Source organism: Nocardia uniformis NBRC 13702 (assembly GCF_001613345.1).
Classification (GTDB): Bacteria; Actinomycetota; Actinomycetes; order Mycobacteriales; family Mycobacteriaceae; genus Nocardia; species Nocardia uniformis.
Window position 1 is genome coordinate 14629 of the sequence record NZ_BDCE01000090.1, and the last position, 22336, is coordinate 36964.

At 66.0% G+C, this 22336-nt stretch carries 19 protein-coding genes and 1 pseudogene; 11 read left to right on the plus strand and 9 right to left on the minus strand.

The window, feature by feature from the left end:
* Nucleotides 1–20: 20 nt before the first annotated feature.
* Together NU1_RS44485 and NU1_RS44490 are read right to left on the minus strand one after the other, a co-directional pair.
* On the minus strand, nt 21–746 hold the full coding sequence (locus NU1_RS44485; protein WP_443093788.1) for an ABC transporter ATP-binding protein: 726 nt from the start codon (nt 744–746) through the stop codon (nt 21–23).
* An 18-nt stretch (nt 747–764) separates the two neighbouring features.
* Nucleotides 765–1088, minus strand: a pseudogene (locus NU1_RS44490) (ATP-binding cassette domain-containing protein); the annotation flags it as partial.
* Between the two features lie 301 nt (nt 1089–1389).
* On the opposite strand from NU1_RS44490, the gene NU1_RS32720 reads away from it, so the two are divergent.
* Genes NU1_RS32720 through NU1_RS32750 form a run of 7 tightly spaced genes read left to right on the plus strand, consistent with a single transcriptional unit; the run spans nt 1390 to nt 7917 of the window.
* A complete protein-coding gene (locus tag NU1_RS32720; RefSeq protein ID WP_067527381.1) occupies nt 1390–2325 on the plus strand; it encodes a PDR/VanB family oxidoreductase in 936 nt (311 codons plus the stop codon).
* A 32-nt stretch (nt 2326–2357) separates the two neighbouring features.
* Nucleotides 2358–3308 carry an acyl-CoA desaturase gene (locus NU1_RS32725; RefSeq protein ID WP_067527382.1) on the plus strand — a complete coding sequence of 317 codons (951 nt, stop codon included), beginning with the start codon at nt 2358–2360 and terminating at the stop codon, nt 3306–3308.
* 25 nt (nt 3309–3333) lie between these two features.
* Nucleotides 3334–3600: an acyl carrier protein gene (locus NU1_RS32730; RefSeq protein WP_067527384.1), complete on the plus strand. Its 267-nt coding sequence runs from the start codon at nt 3334–3336 to the stop codon at nt 3598–3600.
* A 2-nt stretch (nt 3601–3602) separates the two neighbouring features.
* Nucleotides 3603–4517, plus strand: a complete 915-nt coding sequence (locus tag NU1_RS32735; RefSeq protein WP_067527386.1) for an SAM-dependent methyltransferase — start codon at nt 3603–3605, stop codon at nt 4515–4517.
* Nucleotides 4514–5764 (plus strand): cytochrome P450, encoded by a 1251-nt coding sequence (locus NU1_RS32740; protein ID WP_067527388.1) that lies wholly within the window; start codon nt 4514–4516, stop codon nt 5762–5764. Before NU1_RS32735 ends, NU1_RS32740 begins: the two co-directional genes overlap by 4 nt.
* 9 nt (nt 5765–5773) lie before the next feature.
* The gene (locus tag NU1_RS32745) at nt 5774–7474 is read left to right on the plus strand and encodes a fatty acyl-AMP ligase (protein WP_067527390.1); all 1701 of its coding nucleotides are present in this window, start codon (nt 5774–5776) and stop codon (nt 7472–7474) included.
* 2 nt (nt 7475–7476) lie between these two features.
* Nucleotides 7477–7917 carry a PaaI family thioesterase gene (locus tag NU1_RS32750; RefSeq protein ID WP_067527392.1) on the plus strand — a complete coding sequence of 147 codons (441 nt, stop codon included), beginning with the start codon at nt 7477–7479 and terminating at the stop codon, nt 7915–7917.
* 122 nt (nt 7918–8039) lie between these two features.
* On the opposite strand, the gene NU1_RS32755 is transcribed toward NU1_RS32750, so the two are convergent.
* Nucleotides 8040–8366, minus strand: a complete 327-nt coding sequence (locus tag NU1_RS32755; protein WP_218027872.1) for a YbjQ family protein — start codon at nt 8364–8366, stop codon at nt 8040–8042.
* Nucleotides 8367–8838: 472 nt separating this feature from the next.
* Here NU1_RS32755 and NU1_RS32760 point away from each other — a divergent pair, with 472 nt between their 5' ends.
* Both NU1_RS32760 and NU1_RS32765 read left to right on the plus strand, forming a co-directional pair.
* Entirely contained in the window at nt 8839–9507 is a 669-nt protein-coding gene (locus NU1_RS32760; protein ID WP_067527394.1) for an MspA family porin, read from the plus strand.
* Between the two features lie 85 nt (nt 9508–9592).
* A complete protein-coding gene (locus NU1_RS32765; RefSeq protein ID WP_067527396.1) occupies nt 9593–10252 on the plus strand; it encodes an MspA family porin in 660 nt (219 codons plus the stop codon).
* A gap of 263 nt (nt 10253–10515) precedes the next feature.
* On the opposite strand, the gene NU1_RS32770 is transcribed toward NU1_RS32765, so the two are convergent.
* The 6 genes from NU1_RS32770 to NU1_RS32795 form a co-directional block, all read right to left on the minus strand.
* A complete protein-coding gene (locus tag NU1_RS32770) occupies nt 10516–11817 on the minus strand; it encodes a dihydrolipoamide acetyltransferase family protein (RefSeq protein ID WP_170264156.1) in 1302 nt (433 codons plus the stop codon).
* Between the two features lie 16 nt (nt 11818–11833).
* Nucleotides 11834–12817, minus strand: a complete 984-nt coding sequence (locus NU1_RS32775; RefSeq protein WP_212761165.1) for an alpha-ketoacid dehydrogenase subunit beta — start codon at nt 12815–12817, stop codon at nt 11834–11836.
* A 19-nt stretch (nt 12818–12836) separates the two neighbouring features.
* The gene (gene pdhA, locus NU1_RS32780; protein WP_084522024.1) at nt 12837–13964 is read right to left on the minus strand and encodes a pyruvate dehydrogenase (acetyl-transferring) E1 component subunit alpha; all 1128 of its coding nucleotides are present in this window, start codon (nt 13962–13964) and stop codon (nt 12837–12839) included.
* 11 nt (nt 13965–13975) lie between these two features.
* Nucleotides 13976–15433 (minus strand): dihydrolipoyl dehydrogenase, encoded by a 1458-nt coding sequence (lpdA, locus tag NU1_RS32785; protein WP_067527400.1) that lies wholly within the window; start codon nt 15431–15433, stop codon nt 13976–13978.
* A 149-nt stretch (nt 15434–15582) separates the two neighbouring features.
* Nucleotides 15583–16809: an RsbRD N-terminal domain-containing protein gene (locus NU1_RS32790; RefSeq protein ID WP_067527402.1), complete on the minus strand. Its 1227-nt coding sequence runs from the start codon at nt 16807–16809 to the stop codon at nt 15583–15585.
* Nucleotides 16810–17107: 298 nt separating this feature from the next.
* Nucleotides 17108–19006, minus strand: coding sequence for a S9 family peptidase (locus NU1_RS32795; RefSeq protein WP_067527404.1), 1899 nt, complete (start codon nt 19004–19006; stop codon nt 17108–17110).
* A gap of 191 nt (nt 19007–19197) precedes the next feature.
* Between NU1_RS32795 and NU1_RS32800 the strand changes: the two genes are divergently transcribed.
* Complete coding sequence (locus NU1_RS32800) at nt 19198–19947, plus strand: MerR family transcriptional regulator (protein WP_067527511.1); 750 nt, start codon at nt 19198–19200, stop codon at nt 19945–19947.
* A gap of 434 nt (nt 19948–20381) precedes the next feature.
* Nucleotides 20382–22298: an arabinofuranosyltransferase AftB family protein gene (locus NU1_RS32805; protein WP_371859860.1), complete on the plus strand. Its 1917-nt coding sequence runs from the start codon at nt 20382–20384 to the stop codon at nt 22296–22298.
* The last annotated feature ends 38 nt before the right edge of the window (nt 22299–22336 follow it).

Genomic DNA, 22336 nt, shown 5'->3' on the forward strand with positions numbered 1-22336 from the left:
CTCCTCATCGGGTGGTGAAATCAGGGGACGGGGACGGCCGCGGTGGCGTGGGCCCCGAGTGGGACGTCCGAAGGCGGCCGCTGCCAGGTCAGGCGCAGACCGGTAGCCGGGTCGAAGAGGTGGATATCGGTCGGATCCACGGCGAAGCCGATCGCGTCGCCGACGCGGACTCCAGCCGGACGCGGGGCCCGGGCGACCACGGTTCGATTCGCCGCGGTCGGGGCGGCGTCACCGATCTGCACGTGGACGAGCTCCTCGCTGCCCAAGTTCTCCACCATGGTCACCTGGCCGCGAATCGCGCTGATATCGCTTGTGATTCGCAGTCGCTCGGGACGGATTCCGGCAATGACGTGGGTCGAGGTGGCGCTGTCGATGGCACTGTCGACGTCGATGCCCAGCGCGGCGTCTATACCTTCGGCCGTCACGCGCAGGCCGTCGATATGCGGACGGACCTCGGCGTCGAAGAGGTTCATCGGCGGGGATCCGAGGAAGCCGGCGACAAAGGTGGACCGGGGGCGGTCGTAGAGTTCCTCCGGCGTGCCGACCTGTTCGATCCGGCCGCCATTGAGCAGGGCGATCCGGGTGGCCATGGTCATCGCCTCGACCTGATCGTGGGTGACATAGACGAAGGTCGCGCCGAGTCGCCGATGCAGGGCGATCAATTCCGCGCGGGTGGCGCTGCGCAGTTTGGCGTCCAGATTCGACAGGGGCTCGTCCATCAGGAATGCGCCAGGGTCGCGAACCATGGCGCGGGCCAGGGCGACTCGCTGCCGCTGGCCGCCCGACAGCGCTGCCGGACGCCGGTCGAGCAGTTCGCCGAGCCCGAGCACCGTGGCGACTTCCGCTACCCGGTCGGCGATCTGGCGCCGCGGCTGCCGTCGCGACCGCAGCGGAAACCCGATATTCTTCTCCACCGTCAAATGCGGATACAGCGCATAACTCTGAAACACCATGGCCAAATCTCGGCGCTGTGGCGGTTCATCGGAAATATCGTTGCCGTCCAGCAGGATTCGACCCGCCGTCGGTTCTTCCAACCCCGCGATCAGCCGCAACAGCGTCGATTTCCCGCAACCGCTCGGACCCAGCAGGACCAGGAATTCGCCGTGGGCGATATCCAGCGTCACCGCCCGCACCGCATCGGTCCCCGCGAATCGCTTGGAGATCGCATCCAGGTATAACCGCGCCACCACTGCTCCTTCAGGCCTGGTCGACCACTGCCGGCATACAAGTCACGGGGTCAGTCTGGAACAGATGTCGGCATTGCGAGGGTGGCGATAGCGAACGCCAATCGGACGAATCGAGTCACCACCGCGGCCCTGCGCGCCGGGCGTACCTCGGTGAGAGTTGTGGCGACGACGATCGGGTTTCGATATTCGACAGGGGCCGGACATGACCGAATTTCCCGTGCGAGTGGTCGGCCGCCGTGACGAGGCCGAGAATATTTTCTCGCTGGTGCTGGCGGCCGCCGATGGTAGCCCGTTACCGGCGTGGTCGCCCGGCGCGCACATCGATGTGCGCGCCGGAGACGCCGGAGTGCGCCAGTATTCGCTATGCGGCGATCCGGCCGACAGGCAGCTGTGGCAGATCGCCGTACTGTACGAGCGAAACGGCCGCGGCGGCTCGGCCCATCTCCATCGCACGGCTACTCCGGACACGGAGCTCCGGGTCTCGCTGCCCCGCAATAATTTCGCGCTGACACCACGATCGTCGTATGTGTTCATCGCGGGCGGGATCGGCATCACACCGATCCTGCCCATGATCGCGGCCGCACAGGCGGCGGGTGCCCGATGGCGGCTGTATTACGGAGCTCGCAGCCGTGCCCACATGGCCTTCGCCGATCACCTCGGCGCGCGCTATCGGGAAGTCACGCTGGTGCCGCAGGATGTGGACGGGCTACTGCCCCTGCCTCACATCCTCGAGGAGGCCGGGCAGGCGGAGATCTACTGCTGTGGCCCCGAACCCATGCTCGCGTCCATCGAACAGCAGGCCGCGACAAGGGGATCGACGATCCGCACCGAGCGTTTCGCGGCCCGCCCCGTCGCCGCCACCACGGAGAACCGTGCTTTCGACGTGCGACTGGACAGCACCGGCGTCACCTATCGCATCGATGATCGCCGGTCGATCGCCGATGTGCTGGAGGCCGCGGGCATCGACATCATCACGTCCTGCCGCGAAGGCACCTGCGGCAGTTGCGAAACCGCGGTCCTGCGCGGCGACATCGACCATCGCGACGAGATCCTCACCGCCGAAGAACGCGCGCGCGGCAACACCATGATGCTCTGCGTCTCCCGCGCCCACTCCGACACATTGGTCCTGGACCTCTGACCCCACGTAGTTTTCGAAGGACGGATCGGCTCATGGCCATCGACTCGAGCACCCCGACCGGGACACCCGAACCACGCAAGAAAACGATCAGCAATCCCTACATCCATCGTCTCCAACGCCGGCATTTCCTGCTGTTCGACGTTCTTCCCATCGCCGGAACCGGAGCGGCCCTGGCGTTCGTCTGGGTTCGTCCCTTCGGCATGCTCGAATTCGCCCTGCTCTTCTCGATGTGGCTGCTCACCGGTCTCGGGGTAACCGTCGGCTACCACCGGCTGTTCACCCATCGCACCTTCCAGGCCGCGCCCTCGGTGGCCGCGGTGCTCGCCGTCCTCGGGTCGATGGCCGGGCAGGGCGGCGTGATCTCCTGGGTGGCACTGCATCGCCGTCACCACGAATGCAGTGACCGCGAGGGAGATCCGCACTCGCCCAACCTCTCCGGTAGTGGCTTCGCGGGAGCCCTACGTGGCCTGGCACATTCACATTTCCTGTGGATGCGGCGGCACGAATACCCCAATATCGTGCACTACGCTCCCGACCTGATCAAAGATCGCCGCCTGGTGCGCGTCGCCCGGTTGTACTACTGGTGGGTCGCGCTGGGGCTGTTCATTCCCACCGTGACCGGCGGGCTCGTCACCATGAGCTGGACCGGCGCGGTGAGCGGGCTGCTCTGGGGCGGCCTCGCCCGCATCTTCGTGCTCGAACACATTGTGTGGGCGATCAATTCGTTCCTGCACATGTTCGGTACGAGGCCCTACGAATCCCGGGAGAACAGTCACAATGGCGGCATCTTCGCCCTGGTGACATTGGGCGAATCCTGGCACAACAATCACCATGCCTTCCCGGAATCCCCGTCGTTCGGCCTGAACTGGTATCGGCTCGACCCCGGGTACTGGCTGATCCGCACGCTGGCCGCGGCGGGGCTGGCCTGGGATCTCAAAGTGCCGTCGCAGACACGGATGTCCGCCAAACGCATTGCCGCCTGAAGCATTGACCGAGAGAGGCTTACCCATGGATACGCAGGTCACGAGCAGAGAAGCCATTGTCACGTGGTGCCAGGAGTATCTGGCCACCCAACTGGGGGTGCCCGCGGACTCGATCGACCCCACTGCGGATTTCGATCGGCTCGGCGTGGACTCGGCGCTGGCCGTCGCGCTGTTGATCGAGGTCGAGGAGCGCTACGGCGTCGATATCTCGCCGGAGGATCTCTTCCAGCACCCCACCCTCGACGCCGTTGCCACCCACCTGCACCAGCAGGTCAGTGCGAATGTGGCCTGAGCATGGCCGCGATCGATAGCCGCCGGACCGTGACCGAGCGGTCCGATGCCGCGGCGGCGGCCATCCGCCACCACTACGATGTCGGCAACGACTTCTATCGGCTCTGGCTCGACCCGTCACTCAGCTACTCTTGCGGCCTGCGGGAAACGCCGAGCGACACTTTGGAAGTCGCGCAGGCCAACAAGCTTCGTCATCACCTCGACGCCGTCGATGCCCGAAATGCCCGCGCCGTACTGGACATCGGGTGCGGGTGGGGAGCGATCCTGCGCGAGTTGTCGCAGGCGCGGGGCGTGGGTTGTTCGGTCGGCTTGACGCTGAGTACTGAGCAGGCGGAATACGTTCGTGCACAGGAGTATTCCAGTGTCGAGGTGCGAGTCGAGGATTGGCTGAAGTACGAGCCGGACGAGCCGTTCGACGGGATCATCAGCATCGGCGCATTCGAGCACTTCGCCCGGCCCGACGACTCGGTCGAACAGAAGATCGGGGTCTACCGCGAATTCTTCACCCGTTGCCGCGAGTGGCTGAACCCGGCCGGCACGCTTTCACTTCAGACTATTGCCTACGCGAATATGACTGCCGCTCAAGCTGATTCCTTCATGCAGCAGGACGTGTTCCCGGACGCTGAACTCCCCATGCTGGCCGAAATCGCGACGGCGACCGAGGGGCTGTTCGAGATCAGCGCGGTCACCAATGGCCGCCTCGACTACGCCTGGACCTGTAGCGAATGGGCTCGACGTCTGCGAGCCAATCAGGCAGCGGCCACCGAGCTCGTCGGACCCGAGGTGGTGGCCCGCTATCTGCGCTACCTCACGCTGTCGGCCATGGGTTTCCGGATGGGCAAGCTCACCCTGCTGCGGCTGGTGCTGCGGCCGTACCCGAGTGGATTCTTCGGCGCGCGGGGGCGTGCGATCGAATGACGCTCCCGGCCTCGGGTGCGGTGGCCCGTATCCGATTCAACCCGTTCAGCGCCGAGTTCCGGCGCGACCCCTACCCGATGTATCGCGAGCTGCGCGAACATCGGCCGGTCCACAAGACCCTCGGCATGTGGGTGCTGACTCGGCACGAGGATGTGCGAGCCGTACTCGGCGATCGCAGCTTCAGCGCCGGACTGATCCCGCGACTGGTCGCCGAACAGGCCGAGCGGTTCAGGCAGACCGATGTGGACCGCATTGCCCGGCTGGGCCGGAAGTCGCTGGTATTCACCGACAATCCGGATCACGCACGGTTGCGCGGGCTGGTGAATCGAGTCTTCACCGCGGCCGCGGTGGATGGGCTGCGGCCGGTGGCCACCGAGCTCACCGCTCGATGGATCGCCCGGGCGCGGAACGACTGCGAGATGGATGTGATCGCCGACCTCGCTGCCCCACTGCCGGTTTCGGTGCTCTGCGAATGGATGGCATTGCCCGCCGCATTACGCGAGCAAGTCAGACCGTGGACGCACGATATTCGATTCCTGCTGGAGCCCGGCCTGATGCAGGAGGCCGATTTCATCCGGGTGCGCGAGGTCGTCGAGGAATTCGCGGCCGCGCTCACCGAGGTGTTGGAGCAGCGGCGGCGCGAGCCGGGCGACGACCTGATCAGCCGCCTGCTCGCCGCTCGGACCGCCGGCGGGGATGCGCTCAGCGAGGAGGAACTGGTCTTCGTCTGCATCATGTCCTTCGTCGCGGGCAATGAGACCACCACATCGCTGATAGGCAATGGCGTGCTGGCGCTCATTCGACATCCGGAGCAGGCGCACGCACTACGCCACGGTCACGTGACGGTGAAAGCCGCTGTGACGGAGGCACTCCGATACGATGCTCCGCTGCAGCTGACCAAACGGGTCGCCACCCGCGATGTGGAGGTCGGCGGTCAGCGCATCCGCGCGGGTGATCAGGTGCTGGTATGCCTGGGCGCGGCGAACCGCGATCCCGAGGTATTCGAGCGGCCGGACGAATTCGACCTGGTGCGTGGGGGCCTCGGCCATCTCGCGTTCGGCCACGGTCTGCACGGCTGCCTCGGCGGGCAGCTCGCCGAATTGCTGGCGGAGGTCGCCTTCGTGCAATTGCGTGAACTCGAGCTGACACCGCTGACCGACGAATTCGAATGGCAGGATCACAGTTTCATCGTGCGCGGACTCGCACACCTACCGGCGGCGGTCCGCGGTGCGCAGGGCGCACGGTAGGGAACCGATATGCCGCAAACGACTTTGCTTCCGGAGATCCTGCGGCAGCGCGCCGCCACCGAACCGGACCGCACCGCCTACATCTTCCTCGACGACCACGGCGCGGAGACCGCCGTACTCAGCTATGGCGAACTGCACGCCCGGGCGCTCGCCGTGGCCGCAGAACTCGGATCGCGATGCGCGCCGGGCGATCGCGCGCTGCTGGTGTTTCCGCAGTGCCCGGAGTTCATTGTCGCCTACTTCGGTTGCCTGTACGCCGGGATGCTCGCGGTGCCGTTGAATCCGCCGCGCCGCAACCAGATTAAAGATGCCACCCGGTCCATCGTGCGGGATTGCGACCCCGCGGCGGTACTGAGCCTCGAGCTGTTCGTGGAGCCGTTATCGGCGGCATTGGACCAGCTGTGCCCAGGTGCGCACTGGCTGGCTGTCGATCGGATGTCCACGCCCGCGGCGGGATTCGAACCGGTGCGAAGTTCCGCCGCCGACGTGGCGTTCCTGCAATACACTTCGGGCTCCACCGCCGCGCCCAAGGGCGTCATGGTTACCCATGGAAATCTGGTGGCAAATCAGGAGATGATTCGCCGGGGCTTCGGTCACAACCGCGAGTCCACCGTGGTGGGCTGGGCTCCCTTCTTTCATGATCAGGGCCTGATCGGCAATGTGCTGCAACCGCTTTATGTCGGCGCGACCAGCGTGCTCATGTCGCCGTCCGCGTTCATTCGCCGCCCACTGCTGTGGCTGTCGGCGATCTCCCGGTATCGCGCGCACACCAGCGGTGGCCCCAATTTCGCTTTCGACGCCTGCACCGCCCGCGGCGCCGCCGCAGCGGATCTCGATCTGGATCTGAGCAGCTGGCGGGTGGCGTTCAACGGTGCCGAACCGATTCGAGCGGATACGCTGCGCCGTTTCGCGGAAGCCTTCGCCCCGTACGGATTCCAGCCCGGGGCGTGGTATCCCTGTTACGGGCTGGCCGAGGCGACACTGCTGGTCACGGGGAGCACACCGGGCGAGGGACCGCGATTTCTCGAGGTGGACACGGCGGCCCTGCGGGAGCGCCGGTATGTGCGGCCCATCGGGGAGCGGGCCAAAACCCTGGTGTCTTCGGGGCGGGTCCTGGCGGACGAGGACGTCCGGATCGTCCACCCCGACTCCGGCGACCCAGCTCCGCCGGATCGAGTTGGCGAGATCTGGGTATCGGGTGGCCATATCGCCTCGGGATATTGGCACAACCCCGCCGCCACCGCGCACACCTTCGGTATCGAGGGGCGCTACCTGCGCACCGGTGACCTCGGCATGCTGGTGGACGGGGAACTCTATGTGGTGGGCCGCACTAAGGACATGATCATCATTCGCGGCCGCAACTTCTACCCCCAGGACCTGGAGCAGACCGCGCAGTCCGCGCATCCGGTCCTGCAGTCAGGTGCGTGTGCGGCATTCGCCGTGCCCGGGCGCGACGGTGAGCAACTGGTGATGGTGCACGAGCTCCGGCACGCCGACGCCGCGGATACTGCAGATCTGACCGCCGCGATCAAGGCAGCCATCATCGCCGAACACGAAATCGCCCCGGCCGCCGTCATACTCACCGCACCCGGTCAGGTGCAACGCACCAGCAGCGGCAAGATCATGCGAACCGCCGCCCGAACCCGCTATCTCGCAAACCAATTCGTGCTGTGGACGCCACAGGAACTCACCGAGACGCACAGGAGCTGAACATGCAGAACTGGCAGACACCGAACCCGGATTTCGCACAGGTCGTCCCCGCCGTAGTACTCACCATGCCCGCCGCCCAGCACCTGGGCTTCGAATTCGCCCGTGTAGCTCCCGGCGAAGTCGACATCCGCCAGCCGTACCGCCCCGAACTCACCCAGCACAACGGCTACTTCCAAGGCGGCGTACTCGGCTCCCTCGCCGACTTCGCCGCCGGCTCCGCCGCAGGCACCCTCCTCCGGCCAGGTTGGGTCAATATGACCATCGACTACACGGTAAAGATTCTCGCCCCCGCCAAGGGCACCCACGTTCTGGCTCGCGGCCGAGTACTCAAGCCGGGCGCCCTCATCACGATCGCCGCCGCCGACATCTTCTCCATCGACGACGACACCGAAACTCTCTGCGCCACTGCCCTTGTCACCATGCGCAACGTGGAGCTGGGCTGATCAAACGCCTCCTCCGCCCGCAGCGATAACGAAGCGGGCGTAAGCGATTCCATCGCCAATACCAGCGCGCGTGACTCGGCCTGGTCACTCAGCGGGGAGTTCCGCGATTTCAGGCTTCGAAATCAGCCCTGGGCGGGTTTGGTGCGGACAGCGGTGCCGTACGCGGCCACCTCGCTCATGGTGCCCGCGATCTCATTGCAGTCGAAACGCATCGCGACAATCGCATTCGCACCAAAGGCCATGGCGTGCTGGCACATCCGCATAATCGCCTCGTGGCGCGATTGATAGAGCAGCTGCGTGTACTCCGGAATCTCGCCGCCGCCGAGCGATCGGAAGCTCGCACCGATATTCGTACCGATACTGCGGCTGCGCACGGTCAACCCAGCGACCTCCCCGAACACCTGAACAATCTCCTGACCGGGAATATCGTTCATGGTGGACACCAGGATCGGAAACTGCGGACCCGGCGGCGGTTGTGGACCCTGCGGCGGTTGCTGCGCGTAGGGCTGCTGCGGGAATTGCTGCGGCTGCGATTGGTGCGGGAATGGCTGCTGTGGCGGCATCGGATAACTCACAGCTGCGGAGCGTACGGCGTCGGCGTCGCCGACGTACACCCATCCCCGACTGACGTCGGCGATCATCCGTAACCGCGCCACCACTGCTCCTTCGGCTCTGGTCGACCACTGTCGGCACAAATCACGCGGTCAGTTTCGACCAGATCAGCGCATTTCGACCCCGGCGATAGTCAACGCCAATTGGTCGTATCAAGCCGCCACCACGGCCGTGCGGTCCGGCCGCCCTTCGGTGAAGGTGGTGTCGAGACGATCTGGTTTCAATGATTCCGAGGGGCGGATATGGCCGAGTTGGCCAGCACTCCGTCCTCGGTGATCGAGGCGATGACTGAAATCTGATGAGGGATATATGAATAGCAATTGTGCTGTCGGCCGCGGAGCTCGGACCGTCGGCGTGGGTGCCGCCACGGCCGTGGCATTCGGCCTGTTCTCACCCGGCGCGGCCCATGCCGACACCTTCGTGCCGCTACCCGACGGTGAGAAGTCCGCACCCGGCGTCACACTGACGCGTACCGCGGAGAGCGCGCTGGTGTCGCCGTCGCTGGCGGCCAATGGTGCCGGTCGGTCCGTGTGGGTGTCGGGGACGGTCACCGCGAATGTGACCGCGACCCCGGAGGGCGACCTCGGTCCGTACACCGATCCGAATAACAAGCCTGGAACGAACAATTCGTCGACACACGGTGCCTCGCAGGTCAATACCGGCTATATCGTCGGCTGCCAGGTCAGCATCGCCGACAATGCCATCTCCGCCGGCATCTCAGGCGGAGTCAGTACCGGTGGGGTGTCGGCCGGTGGTTCCGTCGGGCTGAAACTCGGTCCCGGTGACGTGAAGTTCGTTGCGATCGATTTCATGGACATTATGAAGCCCGGGGTGGTTTCGCTGGAGTACCAGGACGTCGAGATGCAGATCCAGGGCTGCGCGGGGTACGCCCAGGCGCGGTCCTACAGCGTCGTCGAGATTATCGGCGACCACTATTCCAAAACCACCCTGTACGGGGCGCCGTTCAGCATCGGCTGAGACGACATTTCTCGCGCATTCTCCGCTCTCGAGTTCCACCTCGTGCCGCGCTGACGCGCGGGCGAAATACTGAAGGAAATCTTCCGTGATCAATCGCAAAGTTTCGCCGTGGCTGGCCGGTTTCGGCACCGCGGCAACAACACTGGGTCTGCTGTCAGCGGCGCCCGCGCAGGCCGATACTTTCGTGCCATTGCCGGGTGGCGAGATCAGCCGCACCCTCACCGACGGTACCGTCGTGACAGTCCGGCTGGTGAGTGAGTCGGCCACCATCAGCCCGTCCATGGGCTCGACTCCGGTGCACCGCAATGCCTGGGTGTCGGGCCGCGCCGAGGCGCGGGTGTCGGGTTCGGTGCAGAAGGGTGAGATCCAGCCCGGGTACGTGGTGGGCTGCCAGGTCAATATCTCCGGCGGCGGCGTCAATGGTGGGGCGTCAGGCAAGTCCGACTGGGAGGGCAACGCCTCCGGGGGCCTCACCAGCGGCGCGAACCTGAGCCTCGGTCCGGGACAGGCGACGTCGTTTGTCATCCTCGACCGGGAAGTGGCCAATAGGTTCGGCGAGGAGGCGCACAGTCCGCGCAATCCATTCAAAGGCACCGACGGCAGTGTGACCTGGTCCGATTCCACGATCGGCCTCACCGGCTGCGGCGGATACGCGCAAGCCCGCGCGTTCGTCAAGGTCAAGGTACAGACCGAGACCGTCAAAACCACGGTGACCCTGTGGGGCCAGCCCTTCAGCCTGGGCTGACCTCCGAACCCCACCCCCTGATATCAGCCACGACGATCGGTGGGACCCGACCGTCGGTGGGACCCGACCGTTTCCCAACGGGTCCCACCACCACGGACATAGCCTCGACGTTTCCGCTGCTCGCGAGGTGTCGCACCTGCTCAGCGGTAGTAGATGCGCCCCAACTGGGGCGTATTCGACGCTCTGAGGTGACTGAAGTACGTGCGCGGTCTCGGAGCCGCACCAGCACCCAATCTGTGCGGTCTGGCCCTCCTACCTATGGTCTACGTGAGGATCCGTAGGGGGTGTTCCAGCAGCTCCTTCAGCTGTGCCAGGAACTTGGCCGCCACCGCTCCATCGATGGCGCGGTGATCGGCGGACATGGTGACGCGCAGGATCTTTCGGCTTACCACCTGACCGTCTTGCAATCGCAGTTCGTCGGTGGCCGCGCCGACGGCGAGGATCGCGGCTTCCGGCGGGTTGATGACGGCCGTGAAGTGTTCGATGCCGAACATGCCCAGGTTGGAGATGGTGAAGGTGCCGCCGCTCATTTCGTCGGCGCGCAGTTTGCGGTCGCGGGCGCGTTCGGCCTTGTCGCGAATTTCGGCGGCGATGGCGGAGACGCTCTTGCGGTCGGCGTCGCGGAGTACCGGGACCAGCAGCCCGGACGGGGTGGCGACCGCGATGCCGAGGTGAATGCCGTTGTGCTGGAGCAGTTTGTCTCCGGCGAAGGACACGTTCACCGTCGGGTTCGCTCGCAGGGCTACAGCGACAGCCTTGACCAGCAGGTCGTTGACGCTGACCTTGCCGGTACCGGATTCGGCGAGCGTGGCGTTCACCTGGGCGCGGAAACCGAACAGGTCGGTCACGTCGATGGCGCTGGTCAGGTAGATGTGCGGAGCCTGCTGCTTGCTCTCGGTCAGCCTGCCCGCCGAGACTCGCTGAATATTCGTCAGCGGAACTTCCTCGTAGTCACCCGAAGCCGGTGTCGGAGAGAGGAATCCGGCCGATACTTCTACCTGCGGGGCAGCTGGTGCCGAGTCCGCTGCGGCGAGTTCGGTCGCCGCGTGAGCGGATTCGACATCCTGCTTGGTTACCCGGCCGCCAGGACCGGTGCCGACCACGGTGGTGTAGTCGACGCCGAGCTCCCGCGCGATCTTGCGAGCCAGCGGCGACGACCGCTTTCGCTCGCCGGAATCGGCGGGTGCTGAACTCGCAGCGGGTGTGGGAGCCGCAGGGGCCCTCGAAGCTCCGGCCGAAACGGTGGCAGCGCTTGCGTTCGCCGTATCGCCGTTGCTGATGTTCGAGGCAACGGGCTGCACCGAGCCGTTCGCCGCCGCGGCCGATCCGCTACCGTCGCCGACAATGGCGATCGGCTCGCCGATCGGCACTCGGGTACCTGCCTCGACGATGATCTGTTCGAGCACCCCGTCGTCATAGGCCTCGAGCTCCATGAGCGCCTTATCGGTTTCGATCTCGGCGACGACCTCTCCCCGCGCGACCTGGTCGCCCACCTTCTTGAGCCAGGCCGAGACAACGCCGTCCTCCATGGTGTCGGAGAGCCGGGGCATGGTGATTTCAGGCATTTCGTATACTCCGGTCTCAGCGTCGCTTGCCCACGGCCGCAAGGGTTTCCAGCGCGGCTGTATAGAGCGAGTCGACGGACGGCAGGGCCAGCTTCTCCAGGGGCTTGGCGTAGGGCAGCGGCACCTCCGCCATGGCCACGCGGCGTACCGGCGCGTCCAGGTAGTCGAACGCGCCGTCGGAGATGGACGCCGCCACCTCCGCGCCGATGCCGTAGGTGAGCCAGTCGTCCTCGCCGATCACGGCGCAACCGGTCTTCTTCACCGACCGCACCAGGGTGTCGCGGTCCAGCGGCCGCAGGCTGCGCAGATCGATCACCTCGGCCGAAATACCCTCGGCGGCCAGCTTTTCGGCGACCTGGGTACAGATCGTCGCCATGCGGGAGTATCCGACCAGGGTGATATCGGCACCTTCGCGGGTGACCGCGGCCTTGCCGATCTCGATGGCCGGAAGGTCCTCGGGCACTTCGCCCTTGGTGTTGTAGAGCGACAGGTTCTCCAGGAACAGCACCGGATCGTCGTCTTCGATCGCGGCCTTGAGCAGCGCGCGAGCATCGGCGGGCGTGCTGGGCGCGACCACCTTCAGGCCGGGGACGAACGCGTAGTACAGCTCGATATTCTGCGAGTGGGTCGCACCCAACTGCTGGCCGCCGCCGCCCGGGGTGCGGATGACCATCGGCACGCTGGTCTGTCCGCCGAACATGCCGTAGATCTTGGCGGCGTGATTGACGATCTGATCCAGCGCCAGTAGGGAGAAGTTGATCGTCATGATCTCGACCACGGGGCGTAGACCCAACATGGCCGCGCCGATGGCGGCACCGACGAATCCCTCTTCGGCAATGGGGGTGTCGCGCACCCGTTTCTCACCGAATTCGTCGAGCAGCCCGGCGGTGATCTTGTAGGAGCCCTCGAATATGCCGATTTCCTCCCCGATCAGAAGGATGTCGTCATCACGCCGCATCTCCTCGCGGAGGGTTTCGCGCAGCGCTTCGCGATAGGTCATGACAGCCACGGTGATGTCCTCAGTGGGTGAAGAGCGGATCGGCGGGCAGGCGGCGGGAATCGCCCGCGACCGGCGTCGCGTAGTTGAAGTCGAACAGGCTCGAGGGTTCGGGATGCGGGCTGGCATCCGCGAATTCGACGGCGGCGGCGACCTCGGAGGCCACATCCTTGTCGATGTCGGCGGCCGAATCCTCGTTCAGCACACCGGCCTCCAGCAGGGCGGTATGCCAGCGCACGATCGGATCGTTCTCACGGGCGACCGAAACCGCCTCACTGGTGCGGTATTTCGCCGGATCCACCACGGAGTGACCCTTGAGCCGGTAGCTGACCGCCTCCAGCAGCGCGGGCCGACCCTCGCGCCGGGCGGTCTCGATGAGTTCGCTCGCCATATCGCGCACGGCCAGCACATCGGTGCCGTCGACCCGTTCCCCGCGCATGCGGTAGGAGGAGGCGCGCTTCCACAGATCCGGTTCGGCGGAGGACTTTTCGACCGTCGTTCCCATGCCGGTCTGGTTGTTGATCACCAGGAATACGATCGGCAGGTTCCACAGCGCGGCGATATTCAGCGATTCGTGGAAAGCGCCGATATTGGTGGTGCCCTCCCCCATCTGGCAGATCACCACCTCGTCACCGCCGCGGTAGTCGATGGCCAGTGCCGCACCGACCGCGAGGGGAACCTGCCCACCGACAATGGCGTATCCGCCGAGCATGCGAGTCGCGGTGTCGTACATGTGCATCGAGCCGCCCCAGCCCTTGGAGGTGCCCGTGGAGCGTCCGTACAGTTCGGCCATGACGCGGCCGGGCTCGATACCCTTGGCGAGCGCGTAGCCGTGTTCGCGGTAGTTGGTGAACAGGTAGTCGGTGGGTCGCATGGCCGCGCCCATGCCGATGACGGTCGCCTCCTCGCCGAGGTTGAGGTGGCAGTAGCCGCCGATCTTGGCCTGCTGGTAGCTCTGCGCGGTCCGCTCCTCGAAGCGGCGCACGAACAGCATGTCGCGGTACAGGCCGCGCAGGGTGTCGGGATCTTCCGCGGCGATCCGGGTTTCGATGGAGTCGGCAGCGATCGGGTCGCTGCCCGGGGTCTCGATGGTCCGGGCCGGGCGTGTCGCCTTGCGGGCGGACTTGCGGGGTGCGGTGCTGGTGGTCACGAGGGGTCTCCTCAACGCTTCCGGGGCGGGGCGATGTGTACCGGCAGGCCGAGCCCGGTCAGGGCCGCCTCCATGCCGATCTCGCCGAGGGTGGGGTGGGCGTGGATCGTGTCGGCGAGCTCCTCGAGGGTCGCCTCGAGGGAAATCGCCAGTGCGCCTTCGGTAATCAGGTCACTCGCCGACGGGCCGATGATGTGCACGCCGAGCACCTCTTTATGCTTTTGTCCCGCGACGATCTTCATGAATCCCTCGGGAGCGCCGAAGGACTTCGCGCGACCCAGGGCCGCGAACGGGAACTTGGCGGTGATCACCTGGTGTCCGGCGGCGCGGGCGGCGTCCTCGGTGAGGCCGACACTGGCGATTTCAGGGTGCGTGAAGGTCGCGGCCGGGATCACGGCGTAGTCGATGTGGGCCTCATGACCGGCGATGACATCGGCAGCGGTCAGGCCCTGATGCGAAGCCACATGCGCGAGCAGTGCTTTACCGGTGACATCACCGATGGCGTAGACGTGTTCGACATTGGTGCGCAGTTGGTCATCGACGGGGATGAAACCTCGTGCGTCCGCGCCGATTCCGGCGGCGTCCAAGCCGAGGTCGGCAGTGTTCGGGCGGCGGCCCACACCGACCAGCACCACATCGGCATCGAGCCCGCGCGCCTTCGGTCCGCCGACGCTCACCCGTAGGCCATCGTCGGCCCGCGCGATGCCGGTGACGGTCGAACCGGTCAGCACGGTGATCCCGTGCGTGCCGAACGAGCGACCCAGGGCGACGCCGATCTCCTTGTCCTCCAAGGGAACCAGGCGATCCTGCATCTCGACGACGGTAACCTCGCTACCGAAGGTGGCGAATAGGCTGGCCCATTCCGCACCGACCGCGCTGCCGCCGATCACTACCAGTCGCTTGGGCACCTCGGTCAGGCCGAACGCGCCATCGGAGGTGACGACCCCTGGTAGATCCGCGCCTGGAACGGGCAGCACGGCAGGGACCGATCCGGTCGCGACAATCACGTCGGTCGCACTGATCGTGCGGGTGGCGACGGCGGTCGGTGCCGCGGCATAGCGGGGCCCACCGGGGAAGATCGGTGACGTGCCCGCTTCGAACACCTCGACGGTGGTCGGACCGGTGAACCGCGCATGTCCCTCGACCACGGTGACGCCATTGGCCTTCAGCAGGCCCGCGACGCCATCGGTGAGTTCCTTGACGATGCCGTCCTTGCGTTGACGCACCGCGGCGAAGTCGAAGCGGACGCTCTCGGCGTGGATACCGAAATCAGCTGCGTCCTTGACGGTCTGGAAGATCTCGGCGGACCGCAGCATGGCCTTGGTCGGAATGCAGCCCCAATTCAGGCAGACCCCACCGGGTCGCTCCTTCTCGACCAGGCCGACCCGCAGCCCACGCTGGGCGGCGCGAATGGCCGCGACGTACCCGCCGGGTCCACCGCCCACCACCAGAAGATCGAAATCCGGCACTCGTGGTGCTCCTCATCCTCGAATGAAACCAACCCACCTCGGTTGGAGTGCGGGTCATGCATTCGAGTTTTGTGGCGACCTGATGCACAAACAATGACCTCGAAGTCCAGTAGTCCAGGCCACAAACTGGGCGCTGCGCCCAATCCCGGTCAGGCGGGACCCGGTTCCCGGTCGTGTCGGTCGTGGGCTGATCGACCGAGTTCGAGTGCGGCCAACGCGAGGGAGAGCTCCAGATAGGAGCGCTGCCCCTCCAGCGGACGACCGAGCAGGGTGCTGATGCGCTGCAACCGATTGATGACGGTATTGCGATGGCAGTGCAGGCGCGGCGCGGCATTGGCCGCCGAGCAGTTCTCGGCCAGCCACACGCTCAGGGTGCGCAGCAGAACGTCGCGCTCTTTGATCGGCAGTTCGAGGACCGGCCCGAGAGCGTGCGTCACCAGGAGTTGGGTCAGGTCGGTCGACCGCAGCAATAGCGCTTCGGGATAGCAGTCGTCGAGCGAAACCAGCACCCCTACAGCATCATCCGGCACCGTATCGAGCGCGAGCAGCGCCAGAGTATGTGCGGTATCGATCTCCGCCAGTCCAGCGGCGACGGGTGAGACCGCCGCCCGCCCACGCACCTGCGGCCGCAGCCGTCGCAGGGCAGGTTCGGCCTTTCGATGTTCCAGCGCCACCAGCCCGACCGTCGAGTCCGCTCGATCGTGCCACGCCGACCGAATGCCCATGGCAGCCAATACCGTTTCCGATCCCGTGTGCATCGGATGCGCCACACCGCGCGCCACCACCACGAGATAGCCCCCGTGCACCGGCAGATTCAACTCCCGCGCCGCCCGCGCCGCGAACAGCGCGTCGTGCGCCCGCCCGGCAAGGACATCCTCGATCAGCCCGTGCCGACGTCGTTCGTCTCGCCGCACCCGATCCAGTTCGGTATTGCGATACGAGGTGACCAGCGCCGACGACATCCCGTCGATGACCGCCCACATGGTCGTCCCGGTCTCCCGGAACGCCGCGGGCGGCGCGTCCTCGGCCTTGTCGAGCAGTGCCTCCCACACAATCCGCCCACCGAGCCGGAAGGTCCGCAACATGGCTTCCAGGGGCACCCCCTGCTCCGCGCGCAACTCACCGATCGACGCGGCCACATCATCGCGCTCGGCCCCCACACCCTGCGCACCCAGCAGCTCCACGACCCGCGTGAGGAACCGCTGGCAGCCATCCCGCAGGTCCGCGCGGGTCACCGCCGAGTAGTCGGTCCATTCCGGGTTATCGGTGAAGACGGCCGCCATCAACCGCTGGGTCAGTTCGGGAATCTCATTCCGGAGCGCCGTGGCCAGTTCCGGTGAGTTGGCCACGGGCTCGCCGTTCTGCGGTGCCGCCACATCGGCCCACGTTACGCCGGGCGTGCCAGGGCTCTCACAACGCCGACGATCCGCGACTGCGGCGTGGGCACGGTCGCGGCCCGCGGCGCCTGGTCCTCGGGTTGATCGGCGAGCTGGAAGCCATCGACCGCAAGACCAAAACCGCGGACAAGGAACCGCGCCAAATCATCGCCGAACGCGATTCCACGCCGAACGACCTCAACGGCATCGGATCATCTTCCGCAGCGGCAAGGTGCAAGCGAACAGTCCATGTGTCGGGGCCGAACCCTGCATCGACCGGCGCGTCGATCCGAACCGGTCAGTCGGTCCCTCCGCTGTGGTCGTCCCGCCCACCCAGGTGCCGGGCGAGGAAGCGCTCGACCGTACCGAACATATCGACCTGATTTTCCGGGTTCACGAATCCATGGCCTTCGTTGTCCTTCAGCAGGTACTCGACCTCGACATCTCGATCTCGGAGAGCTTCGACGAGATTGTCGGATTCGGCGCGCACCACGCGAATATCGTTGGATCCCTGGATCACAAGCAGCGGGGTACGGATCTGATCCACTCGCGAGATCGGGGAACGCGCGAACATATCGGCCTCCTGCTCGGGGTCGGCGGGGTCACCGACGAACAGGTGCCAGTTATTGGCGACGTGCGGTTTCGAGTATGCGGGGATGGTTCGCAGATAGGTGACGAGGTTCGACATTCCGCAGTAGTCGACCGCGGCGGCGAAGAGATCGGGGGTGAAGGTGACCCCGACGAGGGCGGCGTACCCGCCGTAGGAGCCACCGAAGATGGCGACGCGGTCCCGATCGGCATAACCCATGTCGATGGCCCAGGCCACGGCGTCGACAATGTCGTCGTGCATCGCTGCGGCGAATTCACCGATGGCGGCTTTGACGAATGCCTTGCCGTACCCCGTCGAACCGCGAAAGTTCACATGTAGCACCGCGTATCCGCGGTTGGCGAGTAGCTGGGTGGCGGGGTAGAAATCCCAGCTGTCGCGGTACCACGGCCCACCGTGCAGGATCACGACCAGCGGTAGCCCGCTCGCTTCGATACCGACGGGCAAGGTCAGATACGCCGGTATCCGCAGGCCGTCTCGGGCGGTGATCGATACCGGTCGCATCGGGGCCATCGATTCCGGATCCAGATGCCGGTACGGCCGGAACAGCAGTCGGCTCTCGCCGGTGCGGTGGTCGTAGTAGTAGGCGACGTCGGGGTCGCGGTCATGAGTGAAGGTGACGACCCAGCGCTGCCCGCTGCCATCGCAGGAAATAGCTCCCAGGTCACCGTCGGACAGCTGTTCCAGCTTCTGCAGAACCAGGGCGAAATGCGGGTCCAGAGCGTGGATTACCTGGCGTTCACCGAGATAGCGTGCCCCGAGTAGATTCCCGGTGCGCGGGTCGAGGATCAATGGTGCGGGGATGGCGGGTGAGACAGCGCCGCGGGTGTCGAGGTCGAAGGTGGGGTGGCTGTCGACCTCGGACTCCGCGCCGGTGGTCAGATCGAGCCGGGCCAGCCGGGTGCGGTCGGTGCCGCGATTGGAGCCGATCCACACACCGGCCCCATCGGGTGTGAGCTGAACCGGCAGCACGCCGACCGGGTAGTCGCTGCCATCGAATACCGCGACGGGATGTGGTGCGCCGCCGTCCCACCGCGAGATCTCGATATCGCCGTTGTCGGTCAAACCGCGCGTGAATATCCGGCCGTCGGGACCGCACATCCAGTAGGTGACCCGACCGGGGTTCTCGGCGAGTACGGCAATATCGCCGGTCGCGATGTCGATTTCGCACAGGTCGAAGGCCTCCACCTGCCGATTGTTCAAGTGCACCAGCGCTTTTCCGGGCCGATACGCGGGTAGCTCGAGCTGCATCGTCGTCGATCCGGGGAACGGCGTCAGATCGACCACCGTCGCGGCCGGGTCGTCCAGATCGACCCGGTACAGATGCCATTGCTCGTCACCGTCGCTGTCCTGGGTGTAGAGGAGCCAGCGCGGATCGTCGGTCCAATGGAAGCTGTGTACGCCGCGGTGGTGATCGGCGGTCACGCACCGCGGTTCCGCCCCCGAATCGATGTCCTCGATCCACACGTTGAGCCGGTTGCGCCAGGGGGCCAGGTAGGCGATCCGGGTGCCGTCCGGTGAAATGGCCGCACCCGTACGGTCCGGCGCTCGGAAGAACTCCTCGACGGATATGTATTTCGGCAGTGCCATGAAAATCCTCCCTCTGTGCGCGCGTCCGGGTGCGCGCGTCGGACGCCACGACATCGTGTGCCGTAACGGCACAGTCAAATGTCGACACGCCAGCCGCGCCACAGTTGACTGTGCCGTAACGGCACACCTGAGACTGACAATCGAGTCGGCGCGACCCGCGCCGACGCCACCGCCCCCGAGGAGTGATCGTCATGGCGTGGAGTACCCGTGAGCTCGCCGAACTCGCGGGCACCAGCCTGCGGACGGTCCGGCATTACCACGAGGTCGGCCTGCTCACCGAACCCGAGCGGGCCGCCAACGGGTACAAGCGCTACGGCGTGGCTCACCTGCTGCGGTTGCTGCACATCAAACGACTGACACATCTGGGATTTTCGCTGTCCCAGATCGCCGCCATGGGGGCCGCCGACGAACATCCGGAACAGGCGTTGCGTGAGCTGGACGCCGAGTTGGTCGCCACCATCGAACGGTTGCAACGGGCCCGCGCCGATATCGCGCTGCTCCTACAACATCACGCGACACCGACCGACCTACCGCCCGAGATGGCTCTGGCCACCGCGGCGACCGATCTCTCCGACGCCGACCGCGCGTTTCTCACCGTCGCGACCAGGGTGCTCAGCCCCACCGCACTCGACGCCTATACCGAACTGCTGCGGGATCCCGACGCGATACCGGCGGGCTCGGAGTTGGACCGCCTGCCCGCTGATGCCGACGAACGCACCCGCGCCGAATTGGCCGACCGCCTGTTTCCCCAGATACGCGATCAGTTCGCCGAACATCCCGGTCTGTCGGATCGCGGTGATACATCCGGCAGCGCGCGACGCGCGAATCAGACCATGGCACTGGCGGCGGCGGAACTCTACAATCCGGCACAGCTCGACGTCATGCGGCGTATAGGCCGCAGGTTCCAGGAGTCGCAGGACGACCCCGACGCGCGGCCGTGACACCATCCCACGCGACAGCAGGGCTTCGACTTCGCTCGCAGATCCGCCGCACCACCGGGTTCAGGCCCGGTGACCGACAGCCGTAGCCGCGCCTCACATAGGTTCGAAAGCCGAAGCGCACTGTATTTCCGGACCCGTCGGGCCGTCGGGTGCAGTCCAGGGCTGGGTATTGATCGAGCCCGTCGGCCGATCAAATAGCTGACACCCACGATGCAATCCCAGGCAGTGGCAAACCAACCGCTATCGTCGGGTGCGGTCGCAGGCAGGGGTTCGGGAAGCTGCGGCAGCCCGGGAGGACCCGGTGAATTCTTTTGTCCAAAGCCAGCTCGTGGGCGCTGTGGCCGGTGCCGTCTCGCTGTATACGGATGGAGGCTCGGTTGTCGTTATCGTTATTGCCGCCTGCGGCGGGGCACGACCGCGGCGTCAGTGTTTCGCTGTCGCTGCCGGTTGCGGGATCGGATGCCGATATCGGCGCTGCCGCGTTTCGACTCGGACGAGCGCGGAATGCCGTGCTGCTCGGCTCGATCACGGTGACCGCGGCGGCATTCGCGGTGGGTGGGTGGCAGCGGCGCTGGGTCTCCGATGACGGGTTGATCGTGCTGCGTACGGTGCGAAACCTGTTGGCGGGCAATGGGCCGGTATTCAACGCTGACGAGCGTGTCGAAACCAATACCAGCGCCGCGTGGACTTATCTGGTGTGGTTCTTCGGCTGGGCGACCCAGGCACGGCTGGAGTATGTCGTGCTCGGGCTGACGCTGAGCCTGTCCGTGGTGGCGATAGCCGTCGCGATGCTGGGGGCGGCGCGACTATGGGGCGGCCCGGTGGCGTCACTGTTGCTTCCCGCCGGAGCGGTCGTCTACGTCGCGCTGCCACCCGCGGCGGACTACGTCACCTCCGGCTTGGAGAACGGCCTGGTCATCTGCTGGCTCGCCGTGCTGTGGTACTCACTCATCCGATGGTCACAGGCCGACCGGGTACGGCCGGGATGGTTTGTCGCGCTGCTGGTGTGGGCCGGGTTGGCCCCGCTCGTACGCCCGGAGCTCACGGTGATCTGCGGGGCGGCCCTGCTCGTACTTATTTGTGCGCCGGTGCCGCGAACTCGATTGCGCCCATGGGTCTTCCGACTATCCGCGGGCACTGCCGCCGGTGTGGCTCCGCTCGGATATCAGATTTGGCGGATGGGGTACTACGGTCTCCCCTACCCGAATACCGCGGTCGCCAAGGATGCCGGTGGCGCGAAGTGGCAGCAGGGCTGGATCTACCTGTGGGATCTGGTGGGGCCGTATCGGCTGTGGGTGCCGCTGCTGATAGTGGCCGCCGCCGCGGTGCTGATCCGGCATCGGCGCGACCGGCTGATCGATGCGGACAGACCAGATGACCGAGCTGGGCAGCGAATCTGTCTACGCCGCAGTAGGTTACGGTCCCCGGCTGCTGTGGTCGCGGTCATGGTCGGCGGCGGCCTGGTACTCACCGTGTACGAGATCCGCGTCGGCGGGGATTTCATGCACGGCCGCATGCTGCTGCCGCCATTGTTCTGCCTGTTGCTTCCGGTGATGGTGCTGCCGGTGCGGCTGCCCAGCTCCGCAAGACTGTCCGGAAAGTCCGGAATACGCGCCGTCCCAGGGGTTTCCCTGGTGACGATCGCGGCCCTGCTCGGCATCGCGGGGTGGGCGGTGACCGCCGCGCATATCACCGCCATTACCGAGGGCACCGATATCCGCGCGAACGGCATTGTCGACGAACGCATCTACTACGTGCTCGGCACCGGTCACGATCACCCCATCCGCGCCGAGGACTACCTGGACTTTCCGCGTATGCGGCCCATGCTCCGGGATATCGCCGACACCCCTCGCGGCGGATTGCTGGTCAGCCTGCCCGACCAGACGTACTGGTATGTCGTGCCGCCGCCCGAGCCCGTCCACGAGGACGGGGCCGGGCACACGGTGTTCTTCCTGAACCTCGGAATGACGAGTATGAACCTGCCGTTGGATGTGCGCGTCATCGATCCGGTGGGATTGGCCTATCCGTTGGCGGCGCACTCCGATCGACTGACCGACGGGCGTATCGGACACGATAAGAACCTGGGAATCAGCTGGGTGGTGGCCGACGCCGGGGTGGTCGATCGGCATCCCTGGCTGGCCGCGCACATCGACGAGCGATCGGTGCGGCAGGCGCGAACGGCCATGTCCTGCCCGGCGATTCAGGATCTGCTGGCCTCCTCGCGCGCGCCGCTGACCGTCACTCGATTCCGGCGCAATATCGTGCAGGCCCTCACCTTCGCGGAAACCCGCATCGATCGCATTCCCGCCTACGAGATCGCGCGCTGCCGACTCCAGCCACCACCGAACTGACCCGTTCCGCACCGCTCACTCGACACAGGCGAGGACCG